This is a genomic window from Sporosarcina sp. Y1004 (assembly GCF_057669665.1).
This window is the reverse complement of the sequence record NZ_JBYHFQ010000007.1, coordinates 146,442-159,917: the sequence shown is the minus strand read 5'-3', so window position 1 is coordinate 159,917 and position 13,476 is coordinate 146,442. Positions and strand designations below refer to the sequence as shown.

At 38.3% G+C, this 13,476-nt stretch carries 11 protein-coding genes; 7 read left to right on the top strand and 4 right to left on the bottom strand.

The features are described from left to right. Positions 1-319: 319 nt before the first annotated feature. Positions 320-1,381, bottom strand: a complete 1,062-nt coding sequence (gene cobT / locus AC25Y6_RS07565) for a nicotinate-nucleotide--dimethylbenzimidazole phosphoribosyltransferase (RefSeq protein ID WP_488142553.1) — start codon at positions 1,379-1,381, stop codon at positions 320-322. A gap of 879 nt (positions 1,382-2,260) precedes the next feature. Between cobT and AC25Y6_RS07560 the strand changes: the two genes are divergently transcribed. Next, complete coding sequence (locus AC25Y6_RS07560) at positions 2,261-3,070, top strand: alpha/beta fold hydrolase (protein ID WP_488142552.1); 810 nt, start codon at positions 2,261-2,263, stop codon at positions 3,068-3,070. A gap of 215 nt (positions 3,071-3,285) precedes the next feature. Here AC25Y6_RS07560 and AC25Y6_RS07555 read toward each other — a convergent pair whose 3' ends face one another. Beyond that, entirely contained in the window at positions 3,286-4,764 is a 1,479-nt protein-coding gene (locus tag AC25Y6_RS07555; protein WP_488142551.1) for a catalase, read from the bottom strand. A gap of 1,064 nt (positions 4,765-5,828) precedes the next feature. Here AC25Y6_RS07555 and AC25Y6_RS07550 point away from each other — a divergent pair. Both AC25Y6_RS07550 and AC25Y6_RS07545 read left to right on the top strand, forming a co-directional pair. Beyond that, positions 5,829-6,299 carry a peptide-methionine (S)-S-oxide reductase gene (locus AC25Y6_RS07550; RefSeq protein WP_488142550.1) on the top strand — a complete coding sequence of 157 codons (471 nt, stop codon included), beginning with the start codon at positions 5,829-5,831 and terminating at the stop codon, positions 6,297-6,299. A 125-nt stretch (positions 6,300-6,424) separates the two neighbouring features. Beyond that, positions 6,425-7,141, top strand: a complete 717-nt coding sequence (locus AC25Y6_RS07545) for a dihydropteridine reductase (protein ID WP_488142549.1) — start codon at positions 6,425-6,427, stop codon at positions 7,139-7,141. Between the two features lie 215 nt (positions 7,142-7,356). On the opposite strand, the gene AC25Y6_RS07540 is transcribed toward AC25Y6_RS07545, so the two are convergent. Beyond that, complete coding sequence (locus AC25Y6_RS07540; protein WP_488142548.1) at positions 7,357-7,644, bottom strand: phospholipase; 288 nt, start codon at positions 7,642-7,644, stop codon at positions 7,357-7,359. A gap of 510 nt (positions 7,645-8,154) precedes the next feature. Here AC25Y6_RS07540 and AC25Y6_RS07535 point away from each other — a divergent pair. The 3 genes from AC25Y6_RS07535 to AC25Y6_RS07525 all read left to right on the top strand — a co-directional run bounded on the left by AC25Y6_RS07535 (position 8,155) and on the right by AC25Y6_RS07525 (position 11,420). Continuing rightward, positions 8,155-9,024, top strand: coding sequence for a fumarylacetoacetate hydrolase family protein (locus AC25Y6_RS07535; RefSeq protein WP_488142547.1), 870 nt, complete (start codon positions 8,155-8,157; stop codon positions 9,022-9,024). 109 nt (positions 9,025-9,133) lie between these two features. Then, complete coding sequence (locus tag AC25Y6_RS07530; protein ID WP_488142546.1) at positions 9,134-10,681, top strand: Na+/H+ antiporter NhaC family protein; 1,548 nt, start codon at positions 9,134-9,136, stop codon at positions 10,679-10,681. A 31-nt stretch (positions 10,682-10,712) separates the two neighbouring features. After that, positions 10,713-11,420, top strand: coding sequence for a FadR/GntR family transcriptional regulator (locus tag AC25Y6_RS07525; RefSeq protein ID WP_488142545.1), 708 nt, complete (start codon positions 10,713-10,715; stop codon positions 11,418-11,420). A gap of 489 nt (positions 11,421-11,909) precedes the next feature. On the opposite strand, the gene AC25Y6_RS07520 is transcribed toward AC25Y6_RS07525, so the two are convergent. Beyond that, positions 11,910-12,059: a DUF3784 domain-containing protein gene (locus AC25Y6_RS07520; protein ID WP_488142565.1), complete on the bottom strand. Its 150-nt coding sequence runs from the start codon at positions 12,057-12,059 to the stop codon at positions 11,910-11,912. A 379-nt stretch (positions 12,060-12,438) separates the two neighbouring features. Between AC25Y6_RS07520 and AC25Y6_RS07515 the strand changes: the two genes are divergently transcribed. Beyond that, positions 12,439-13,413 (top strand): formylglycine-generating enzyme family protein, encoded by a 975-nt coding sequence (locus tag AC25Y6_RS07515; protein ID WP_488142544.1) that lies wholly within the window; start codon positions 12,439-12,441, stop codon positions 13,411-13,413. Positions 13,414-13,476: the final 63 nt, after the last annotated feature.

Sequence of the window (13,476 nt, the reverse complement as noted above, 5' to 3'; positions counted from 1 at the left end):
TCACGCAGGAGATCGCCGGTTCGATCCCGGTCGGGACCGCCATTTAAATTTAAATTCAGAACCAATTACGGGATTTCATTCCGGAATCGGTTTTTTTGTTGTGCACAGGCGCCTAGAACTTATTTAATTATAAATGAGTATGTTTAATGATTTTTGATATAGATCGTGTTGTGAAACTGTAATCTTCGAATTGAAAAAACAACATATCGACAATCGAAAACGTCAAGTTCTAAGAGAACTTGGCGTTTTCGATGTTTTTTTGGAACAATCATCCACCTTTGTGTCGTGTTGTAAAGGCGATATACGAGTAAGTGGATTTTTATGTTTTTACCGTAGTTTCAAGAACTTCTTTGCCTGATATGCCCGAATTAGCGAATGTAGCCATCTCATTTATCATATTGACAGCGGACTGTAAAATCGGAAAAGCAACGGCCGCACCGGTCCCCTCGCCGAGACGCATATTCAGCTGGATAAGTGGTTCTTTTCGTAAATGTTTGGAAGCTATTGTATATCCGATTTCTGCTGAATGATGCGATAAAATCATATAATCCACTACTGTCGGAGCAATCAGTTCAGCAAGGCAAGCGGACACTGTGCAGATAAAACCATCAAGAAGAATAGGAATCCGCTTTTCTGCAGCTGCAATCATCGCTCCTGCCATTGCAGCTATTTCAAGTCCACCCACTTTTGACAGTATATCAATGGCATCTGTTGGGTTGGGCTGATGCAAGCTGATTGCATCACGAACAACCGCTATTTTCCGTTCATGTTGTTCAGTGGAAATACCCGTTCCATACCCGACAAGTGTAGCGGGGTCCACGCCTGTAATCGATGCGAGAATAGCACTGCAGGTTGTCGTGTTGCCGATACCGACTTCACCGATAATCAGACATTTGACCCCGTTTTCAATAAATCGAATCCCCTCTTCATAACCGATGAGAACCGCTTTTTCTGCTTCTTCTCGTGTCATTGCCAATTCAGTGAGGAAGCTGCCGGTACCCTGGCGAACTTTTTTATGAACAACTTGCTCTTCTGTTATATCTCCCGCTACTCCTACGTCGACGACTTTGAGCTTTGCGCCTATTTGTCTACCAAATACATTGATGGCTGCTCCGCCATTCATAATGTTTGTAACCATTTGGTTCGTCACTTCTTGAGGAAAAGCGGAAACACCTTCTTTTACAACACCATGATCGGCAGCAAATACGATAATGCCTGGAGGTGTAATTTCAAGAGTTAAATTCTCAGTCATTTCTGCAAGACTAATTGCGATTTCTTCCAGTCTGCCCAAACTTCCCAGGGGCTTTGTTAACGTTGCTATGTAAGCGGCAGCTTTTTCTCCCGCCTCTTTGTTCAAAAAAGGTATGTCTGCATTCATCATCGTTTGTCCCAACTTTCTTTTCGATTTACGTGGAAAGGGATTATGGAGCAGTAAAAAAATGACTCATAACCTATTATACTGAATTATGTATTCGAAATGTTAAATGATTGCTAGCCATCTTTGATTCCACGACTGGAAAGCTTTATCGGATTGGTTCGGGAAAGGTATTTTCTAATTTTCATTAGTATTAGATAACTGTGCGCGGAACTATTCAGTAAATACAATTCTATAATAATAGAAAGTAAATCATTGCCTATGCGAATTTCTTTACTTTTTGTCTAATTACATGAATATTTGAATTGCTCGTTTTTTGTCTGGAGCAGGTATCTCTTTATCATTAAAAGGTCATTGCCTTATAGCTAATGGCCTTTTTTGTGTTTATTTTAATGTCAAGCTCTACAAGTTTGTTATATCTGCAAGCAGTTTTTAGTCGTTAATATGAAGAAATGGGCTGGTACGAAGTCCTCGTCCGCATATACGTTAGTATTTCTGGCGAGGATGTATTACAACGGCGCAACTTGTCGGGCGTTAATTGGTGGTAGCTATCGCAATTACGCAAGCGGATGAAACGGACAGAACGGCAGATGGAGACGGCAAATGCGAACTCGAATTGCCGAAGAGGAAGGACGTAAAAAAACTAATTGAATTCTAAAGGATGCATCGTTATTAATCGGCGTCGGTTTCGCATATAAGCAAGGGAGAGAACTAGTCGGGGTGTTTAAGGGCCGAGATGGCTGCGAAGGGATTACTTCGGAGTTACTATATATGCCGCAGTTCGGCGTTGTTTAGGAAATCGAGTTGGGAAATGGCTGCTGCTGACTTCCACGGATTTTAAATTATAGTAACGTGTGTAAAAATACAAACGATGAGGTGTAGAGCATGTTAAATTATACAGATGTAGGGGAAGGTGAAGAACTCTTATTAATTCATGGATTGGGAAGTAGAAGAGAAGCATGGAATCCGCAATTGTCTTTAAGCGCTAATCACAGACTGATTATTATCGAATTAAGAGGTCATGGAGATTCAGTTGAAACGCAAAATTTAACAGTAGAGCGGTTTGCAGCGGATATTATTAGGGTGTTAAACCACTTAAAAATAGAAAAAGTGCATATATGCGGACTTTCATTAGGCGGACTCGTAGCCCAAGAAATCCACAAACGGTATAAAAGCAGAGTTAAATCACTAATATTAAGCAATACACTTTTCTATATACCAAGCTTAGTGGGCAATCTCGCACTGAGTAGAACAAAGAAGTTATTAGGCTTAGATGGTCAACCTGAACAAATTAATGAATTGCTAAAAACTTGCATATACGATGATAAAGATGAAATGAAGATAAGCTTAGTCAAGGATTCTTTCCTAATTAGAAAAGATACTTATTTATCATCAGCTCAATCTTCTTTTGGCAGGAATTATTATTTAGACTTATTCAACATAAAAGTTCCTACGACAATTATCGGCTCATCTGAGGACAAAATGACGCCAATCTATAACTCATATTTAATGTATTATGCTATTCAGAATGCAAGATTAGTCGTATTCCAGCGCACAGGACACTTATCTAACGTAGATAAGCCAACAGAGTTTAACCAAGCGGTTAGCCAGCATATCGGTAGCTATGAAAGCGAAGGAGGGCGTAAGCAGTTTTTTAGTATCTGCGCGAAAAACTGTTCAGTAAATACAGTTTAATTCAATAATAATAAAAACGCCTATGCGACTTTTATTCTCTATTTATATAAACAATTAAAAACGTCAATTGTTCGTCATTGTGTCTGACACATCCTATTTTAAGTAATCAAAAAAGTGGCTAGTCGTAACATCTGTTACGACCGCCACTCAATGTTAAAAGTATTAAGAGGGGATGCTAAACCTGTTGACTACCTGTTTAGAATCATCTCTATTTGTTAAGCCATTGCAGCCTCGATATAGCCCCAAGGAATTTCCATTGCTTCTGCTAGTCCTTGTCCGTAAGCAGGATCTGCTTTATAGCAATGAATGATGTGGCGAACTTTAATGAATTCTTCAACGCCATCCATGTTACGTGCAGTGTTTTCAAACAATACTTGTTGTTTTTCAGGAGTCATCAGATTGAATAATTTTCCTGGTTGTTCATAATAGTTATCATCATCTTCGCGGAAATCCCAAACACCAGCATCTCCTTGAAGTGCTAAATGCGGATCTTTGTATTGAGGTTGTTCTTTCCATTGTCCATAACTATTTGGCTCATAAGGTAATGTTCCACCATGGTTACCATCTACACGCATAGCACCATCTCTATGGAAAGAGTGTACCGGGCATTTTGGTGTATTGACCGGAATTTGCTGATGGTTTACACCTAAACGGTAACGTTGTGCATCTGCATATGAGAATAAACGACCTTGTAACATCTTGTCTGGAGAGAAGCTAATTCCAGGTACAACATTAGACGGTGCAAAAGCGGCTTGTTCCACTTCAGCGAAATAGTTTTCAGGGTTACGGTTAAGTTCCCATTCTCCAACTTCAATAAGCGGGAAGTCTTTTTTATACCAAACTTTGGTTAAGTCAAATGGGTTGTAAGGCATATTATTTGCTTGTTCTTCCGTCATAACCTGAATATACATTTTCCATTTAGGGAAGTCGCCTTTTTCGATATTATCGTATAGGTCACGTTGAGAACTCTCACGGTCTACTCCTACAACTTCAACTGCTTCTTGGTCAGTGAAGTTTTCAATACCTTGTTGAGAGCGCATATGGAATTTAACCCAAACACGTTCGTTATTTGCATTGATCATACTGAATGTATGACTACCGAAACCGTGCATTTTACGATATGAGCTTGGTAAACCACGATCACTCATCACAATAGTTACTTGGTGAAGTGCTTCCGGTAATGATGTCCAGAAATCCCAGTTGTTATTAGCGCTACGCATACCAGTACGTGGATCACGTTTAATGGCATGATTTAAATCAGGGAATTGAAGTGGATCACGGAAGAAGAATACTGGCGTATTGTTACCAACTAAATCCCAGTTTCCTTGTTCTGTGTAGAAGCGCATAGAGAATCCACGGATATCTCGTTCTGCATCTGCAGCCCCACGCTCACCAGCTACCGTTGAGAAACGAACGAACATTTCTGTTTCTTTTCCGATTTCAGAGAAAAGTGCTGCGGAAGTATATTGAGTAATATCATGTGTTACAGTAAATTTCCCATAAGCACCTGATCCTTTTGCATGCATACGACGCTCAGGAATTACTTCTCTATTAAAGTTTGCTAGTTTTTCTAGTAACCAGACATCTTGTAATAATAGTGGTCCACGTGGTCCAGCCGATTGCGAGTTTTGATTATCTCCTACAGGCGCGCCCGCTGCAGTTGTCAATTTGTTGTTAGTTTGATTTTCTGACATTCAATTACCCCCTAGATTGTAATGTTTCTTATACGATAATAATTGTAGCATAAGAATAATTATATTGATAGATTTTAGCTGAGAAGATTTAACGAAATTCAGTTAAATATAATGAAAAAATATAACGAAAATTGCTGTAGGTGTTGATGTTAAAGGGTTTGTATAGAAAAAAACAATTCAAGTACTGACCTTAATTAATTCCTTAAAGGGAAATACATTCTCATTCATACGAGATGGAGAATTAGAACAATCAATTTAAATTCTCAATTAGATTCCCACAAGTGAGGGACCACTTTCTCTGTTGTCCAATTATCACTATCTTCTCACAATACAAACAAGTTTACATATAATTCCCTCGCTTTCTTTTGTAATATACATAGGCTTCTTGTAATTTGTAATGGACTTAAATTATAGGTTCCTATGATTGGGACTATTCAGTAAATATAACCCAATTCAATAATAATTCATAGTAAATCAATGCAATATGATTTTTCATTACTATTTGATAAATACTTGAATGTGTGAATTTTACGTCTTTTTGTCTGAAGCAGTACCTATTTTGAATAGTTACTAACAATTATATGGTGATTGAAATATACTAACGTACTTGGGTATTCATCAAAGTTTAAAGAAGAGGTGTTTTCATATTTAGTTTTTTTTAGTTCTAAGTGTGCGATTTGCAAACGTAAAGTTGATCCGTACCGACTCTATAAAGATATTTGAAACCGGGAGCTCGATTTGTTACTCGTAAGAGCGTAGGGGGCATTGAATGTTGCAGATGAATTGAGCCAGCGATTGTGAACCAGAGGGCCATAATAAGTAAAAGGATTATTTTAGTTACAAGTGAGCGGGAATATTCAGTAAATACAAAGCGAATTAATATCTATGCAATTTTCCTTTATTTTTTGTATGATTAATTAAATGTATGAATTGTTCGTCTTTATATCTGACAAAGTACCTCTTTTAAGTTTCTTGAGAGGGGACCAAAAGTGGAAGATGACCAGATGATCCTCCGGGAATAGGTCTGGGGCAAGCCGGTTTATTAAACAAGGAGGAGAGTCAATTTGGAAGTCTTATATTTTGCGGGTGGATGTTTATGGGGAGTACAAGATTTTATAAAAAATTTACCTGGCGTTATGTTTACAGAAGCCGGAAGAGCTAATGGAACAAGTCATACACTTGAGGGTGATTATGATGGGTACGCCGAATGTGTAAAAACAGGATTTGATCCGACAGTTGTAACGATCAGGGAATTAATGGGGTATTTATTTGAAATCATTGATCCTTACAGTTTGAATAAACAAGGACAGGATGTTGGCGAGAAATACAGAACAGGCGTATATAGTGAAGAGCCTGAACACTTAATAGTGGCGAAGTCGTTTCTTAGAGAGAGAAATGATTATGACCAAATCGTTGTTGAAGTATTACCTCTTACAAACTATGTGAGAAGTGCAGAAGAACATCAAGATAGATTAGCTAGATTTCCAAATGATTATTGTCATATTCCAGAAGAAATATTAAGTAGGTATAAGTAAGGGAGCCATTCTGGACTAAGATTTGGCACCCCTATTATATAAGGTTCATTTAATTGAGAATTGTTATCACTAATTGTATACTAGATGAGTATCAGATAAATATAATTGAGCAAGGAGAATATATAATGCAAATATACTGGACTAAAATAAATAAGATTATTGAAGAAACGCCCGAGGTTAAAACGTACCTGCTCGCCTGTCCGAAAGACTTTACATGGGAAGAAGGTTCCCACACCCACTTCGCACTGGAAGGTTTTAATGCCGGTGATAAACCAAACCGCGGCCTGATTCGTCACATGTCAATCTCCACTTTACCGCACGAAAATTCAATCGGTATCACAACACGCATCAGAGAGCAGTGCTCTGAGTTTAAAACGGTTTTAAGAAATCTTGAGGTCGGTAATGAAGTTGCAATATTTAAAACGCATTCGAATGTACCGCTTAAAAGAGAAAACAAAAATGTTTACCTACTGTCCTCAGGTGTCGGCCTGGCAACTTTCAGACCGCTTGTACTTGAATATTTCGAACGTGCTGACAACGTCAATCAAATTCATTCACTAAACATCGACTCATCAAAAGAGTTCTTATTCACTAATATTTTTGAATCCGCACCTGAAAAGAAATTCACATCACAGTTCGTCGATAACCGGAAAGACTACTATGAAGAAGTGAAGAATCTTACTGCGGACAAGAATGGACTCTTCTATGTTGTCGGCAGCGATGAATTCCTCGTGCAGAACATTAAAGTACTGCGTGAGCAGGGCATCCAGCCGGAACAAATTATGCTCGACAAGCGTGAACAGGCACTGTCAGAGTTTTTATCAATTGATGTGTCAATTTAATCGAGACAATATATTTTCTTGATTAATTACGCCTTGGCGTAATTGCGTCCAGATTTTAAATCGAGCTTGAGGCCTACAGGGGGAAGGATTGAACTGCATCTTTCCTTGTTGTTGCAGGACAAGGAAAGTGAACCGTTAAAAAAGATACCTTATTCTAAATCAACTCTGAATTGATTTAGAATAAGGTATCTTTTCAATTGGGCTCTGTACCGCCACTATCTATAAAAGTTGCAATTGAAACGAGCTTGTAATTTCATATAATTATAGAGCAGACGGGCATGTCTCCCTTGTTTGGTGTATGGATCTATTTTAGAGTGCAGGCGCTTAAGAAATTCTTGGTCACATTCACATGGATTACTGCCTCTTCGATAACATTCGTCATGTGTTTTACACATCGCATCTACATCATTTATGGGAGCACCAGGCCCATTATAACCAGGTCCACACCAGTTATAACCTGGGAAAACACAAAAACGAAATCTTCCATTTCCTCGATGTTGCATATCAAAAACCTCCTTTTGGTGGCTTTACAGCTACTTAATATAGATTATTCAAGGATTTAGAATAATACATAAGCAGTTACCTAGGAGTTTTATAATTAAATTGTAAAATGATGGAGAGATTTAATTTTAGGTCCCTCTTTTAATAGAGGTTATTTAAATAGTAAACCTTCACATTGATTTACAACCGCTTGATCACGAATTTTAATATAATTATCAAGTCCACGTGAAAATATATAAGTTTACAGGTTATGAAATCATTTCATAACCTGTTTTTTTGTAGTTATTTTCCATTCTAGAATAAAAACCAATTCTATCAATGAACTTTCTAAATAATTATTAATAGACGGTAATATTTGATAGGTTGTCTGAGTACAATAGCAATACAATCGTGGTCAGACCATACGACCATGATTGTAATTCTGAGGTGGGAATTTGATAGGTATGTCAGGTAACACGTTTAACAAGTACTTTAAGAATATAGAAAACCTAAAAATTGGAGGATGATTTTCATTGAAATTGCTATCTTTTATTTCTTCTGGTGAGGTTAAATTAGGTGTTAAAACAGAGAGTGGAATAGTCGATGTTGCGGCGACAGCAGCAAAAGAAGGGCTATCTTCACCTAAAGACCTTCAAGAGCTAATCAGCCAAGGAGAGGTAGGGTTTCAAAATGTGAATTCGATTCTATCCTACTCGCCAGTCATGATACCCGATGAAGAACTGCAATATGCACCTCCGTTAAATAAGCCTGAAAAACTAATTTTTGTTGGATTGAACTATGAAAAACATGCAAAAGAAGGGGGTATGCCAATTCCTGAACAACCGATTTACTTTGCAAAATTCGCAAATAGTCTTGCTGGTCACAAAGAAGACACCGTAATATCGGACTTTGTGAAAGAGGTTGACTATGAAGTAGAGTTGGTTGTAGTTATCTCGAAAAAGGCTAGTAATGTGTCCAAAGAAGAGGCATTGGATTATGTATTTGGATATTCGACTGGGAACGATTTTTCCGTGAGGGAACTTCAAACTCGGAGTAGTCAATGGCTTTATGGAAAAGCACACGACGGATTTGCGCCTTTTGGTCCATATGTTGTTACAGCGGATGAGGTGCAGAATCCACAAAACTTGAACTTAAAGTTGTGGGTAAATGGAGAGGAAAGACAAAATTCCAATACTGCGGATATGATTTTTTCCGTAGCAGATATCATTAGTGATCTCTCCAAAATCATGACGCTTGAACCAGGAGATCTAATTTTTACTGGTACTCCTGAAGGGGTTATTTTAGGGATGGAAGAAAAGGACTGGTTGAAGCCTGGAGACATAGTGGTCTGTGAAGTGGAAGGTCTTGGTGCGTTGGAGAATATGTTAGTGGGTGAAAAGTAAAGGCTTACAAGACTAAAATCAAAGAGTTAAATGAAAGCGCTTTCCGATTGAAAATAGGGTTGAATTATATAGTAGATGATTTGCAATCAAATACAAAAGGAGAGTTGCAATGGAAGGTACAATATTATCTCTTTTGCCACCAGTAATTACGATTGCATTAACAATCATTACGAAAAGGATTTTATTATCCTTAGGGGTAGGGGTAGTATTAGGGGCATTAATGGCGAATCAATGGAATATTATAGGTACCGTTTCCTCCATATATGACATCGTGCTGTCGGTATTAGGTGAAGGGAATATCTTTCTCTTCGTTTTATTGGTCGGTGCATTGAATACATTAATCTATATATCTGGCGGTGTACACTCATTTGCTGAATGGGCTATAACGAAAGTGAAAACACCCTTCCAAGCAAAGATGGCCGCAATTTTTTTAGGGTTTTTATGTTTCTTTGACGATGCTTTCAGCTGTTTATTCCGCGGAAGTTTAGTTCGACCAATCACAGATAGGCATCGAATTTCCAGGTCTAAACTCGCTTATATGCTGCACTCGACCTCAGCTCCAGTCATTATTATGCTACCGTTTTCTGCGTGGGCAGGATTCATAGCTGCACTAATTGGAACAATCTTAGTTGATAATAGCATCACGCAATATGAAGGATTTCAAGTGTATTTATTAACAATCCCAACGAACTATTACGCATTGACAACTATTTTACTCGTTATAGCGGTTGCTTATTTTAAATTAAACATTGGTCAAATGAAGCGGGATGAAAAACGTGCAACAGAGGAAGGAATTCTATTCGATACCTCTAGAGGAGCTGTTGCAGGAGAGGAAGAAAGCTCACTACCAGTTAAAGAAGGCGGAAAGATGATTGATCTCCTCCTACCTGTGCTGACGCTGGTCATATTGACCATCATTATCTCTGTGTATATCGGGGTTTCTAACATTGAAGGTAAAATTACACCTCTACAGATTCTGATGAACACGGATGTTATTAAGGCTCTAGTATACAGTTCATTTGTAGCAATAGCGGTAAGCATTATTCGCTTGTTACAACGTAAAGTTGCTATTGGAATCATAACAAAAGCAGTCGGTTCTGGAATGAAGGCAGTTTTGCCGAGTGTTACTATTCTTTTTATGGCTTTAATGACAGCTCAGGTAATCTCTCAGCTAGGTATAGGACAGTACTTGGCATCTCTTATTGATGGCAACATGTCACTTGCATGGTTCCCGATGATATTCTTCGCCATATCTGCTTTTATGTCTTTTTCGATGGGAAGTACTTTCGGAACATTTGGTTTGATGTTGCCGATTGGTGCGGAAATTGTTTCGATTATTGATATAACTTACTTGGTTCCTGTTTTCGGAGCTGTTCTTGCTGGCTGTATCTTCGGCGAACATAGCTCTCCGCTATCTGATACAACCATTCTTGCTTCTATTGGGGGAGGTGTCCATCCAATAGATCATCTCATGACACAAATGCCATATGCAATGATCTCTAGTGTAGTATCGATTATTGGGTATATAACACTTGGATTCACGAAAAGCATCTATATCGGACTGTTTGCGACACTTATTTCCCTTTCGGTGATGATATTCATCCTCTACAAAGTGAAGGACAAATCGTTTAGCAGGAGCAGTACGGTAAATGGGTAGAAACACAGTAAACTAAAAAAGGGGAAGTTCCATGATAGAACCAGTGAAGCGTCTCAATGTAGGTGATGATATTGTAAACCAAATTAAAGACTTGTTTTTATCAGGGAAATTAAAAACAGGTGATCGGTTGCAACCTGAAAGAGAGTTGATGGACTTGTTTCAGGTTGGCAGAACCTCATTGAGAGAGTCTTTGAAAGTTTTAGAGTCATTGGGACTAATCGTTAGGTCACAGAAAGGTACATTCATTTCCTCCAATTTCAATGAGTCCTTTACAGAATCTCTCGTTTACCAATTCTATTTTTCAGAAGCAGAATGGGAAGATATTTTCGAGGCGCGTTGGATTCTTGAAAAAGAGCTGGCTTTTTTAGCTGCTAATCGAGCAACAGAAGAGGATTTAATGGTTATTCAACAGACCATTGACGTAATGGAAGCTGCGTGTGTGGAAAATAATCAAGAAAATTACGTGGAATCTAATATGATGTTTCACGAAAGAATTGCAGCCGCATCAAATAATGTTGTCATGATTGATATGTATAATTCGATTAGCAATCTAGTATTAAAGATTCAAAGCACGTTAGGGACACATAAAGAAACTTCACTTGCTCAGAGTGTCAGGGAAGATTCATTGGAATACCATCGGAAAATAATGACGGCCCTTAATGAGCGGGATGCTAAAACTGCAAGCTCGCTGATGAAAAAACATATACAAATTGTACAAGGTTATTTCAAGAAAGCGTAAGAGGGTGATAGACTCTATATGACTCTCAGATCTTTAGAGAGTTTATTCTTGTAGGAAAATCTGCTGTCCGGTACGATTATATTAGGTACCAAGGCGCGGCACTATGTGTCTGACACAGGTACCTCATTTATGTACTATTTTGCACATCTAACCTTAAAACCCAGTAAACTTCTCATGTGAAGTTTGCTGGGTTCTGTATTTATTTACATCCAATTTTTAAAGAACTATTCAGATCTGCCTAGTAAAAAGACGGTTGCATAGTGTTCTGTAATCACGCCCGTTAGTTGACTTGTAATTTTAATATTGTTCCACTATTTATCTGCAGTTAGATTGATAAATAATTTACTTTTTAAATCGGTTTCCCGTATTAATATATAATCATAAATGCAACTTTGCCAAGAAATAAGACCAGACCAAAGTAGAATAACCAACTAATTTCAAGTGCTTCACTGAGTAACCAAAACAACATACTAAATGACAAAGAAAACATCATTTTCCCCATAAACCTGCAAAGGCAACTTCATCATATTTTTCCTTTTCCTCTGGGGGCATTGTATTATACCCTGCGATTAAGAAGGAGCCTTTTCCGTTGTTAAATACAATTCCTAACGCTATAAACAGCGCAATGACTAACATCATTACAACCACTTTTACCCCCCACTAAGAAGTAAGTTTTTGGTACGCTGTGCGTGAAACTCCTCTGCTAATTCACTACAATTACTTCTGCCTTCACAGTTCGGGACTTGCACCGTATAGACTACGCCCATGCTGGGCACACTACAAAAAGGAAAGAACGCTGAAATTAGCGTTCTTTCCTTTTTAAAGTTCTGAGTTGTTGTAATTTCTACCAATCACATTGACATGGTTATTTATTTTGATATAATCAAAATGTACGAATGGTAGACTAGTGTACGCTATTCGTACAGATTAATGTGCTTTTATATGTAAGCACTTTCATTTTTTTGATAATGATAATTAGTTCTAAAGTAGATTTTGTAATAGGTAGGAGGCGTAGGTAATGGTACAAAATGAAAATTCGCAATGCTGTGCTGCAAGTCGTTTGAATTTCAAGGATGATGATTTGAAACTAGAAAAAGACTTTAAATTGGACCCGAAGTTAACCGGAAAGAAATATTCAAGGGAGAATATGGTTTATATACCTGGAGGAAGTTTTCTCATGGGAACAAACGATAAAGAGGGCTTTCCTTTAGACGGAGAGGGGCCAATTCGAAAAGTATCTGTTAGTTCCTTTTATATGGATGAATGTGCTGTAACAAATGCTGACTTCAAATCTTTTGTAGCTGCAACAGGGTATATTACGGAGGCCGAGAAATTTGGATGGTCATTTGTCTTTTATCAGTTGTTGAGTTCTGAAACTGCTGCAAAAGTGGCGCAGAAAGTACAACAAACACCATGGTGGATGGTTGTAGAGGGGGCTTCTTGGAAAAATCCCGAGGGTCCTGATTCCACGATAGATGACCGCCTAGATCACCCAGTAATACATATTTCATGGAATGATTCGCAAGTGTACTGTAAATGGTCTGGTAAACGTTTACCTACCGAAACAGAGTGGGAATTTGCCGCTCGCGGAGGATTGGAGCAAAAAAAGTATCCATGGGGTGATGAGTTAACTCCTGGTGGAATTCACCAATGTAATATTTGGCAGGGGAGTTTCCCTAAAATAAACAATAAGGAGGATGGGTATGCTGGTACAGCACCAGCTAAGTCATTTCCAACAAACGGATATGGGTTATATAATATTTCTGGAAATGTGTGGGAGTGGTGTTCAGACTGGTTTAGTACAAACATTCATAATCGTGGAGGTCGTAAAAACCCTAAAGGGCCGAAAACAGGCGACATGCGAATTATGCGTGGTGGTTCCTATTTATGTCATCAATCTTATTGTAATCGCTATCGTGTGGCTGCACGAACTTCGAATACGCCAGATAGTTCAACTGGGAATATTGGATTTCGCTGCGTTGTTGATGTCTAAGAAGACCATTAGTGGGATTACAGAGAAGTTTTACTGATTTGGGATACAATGTTCCGTTCTCGT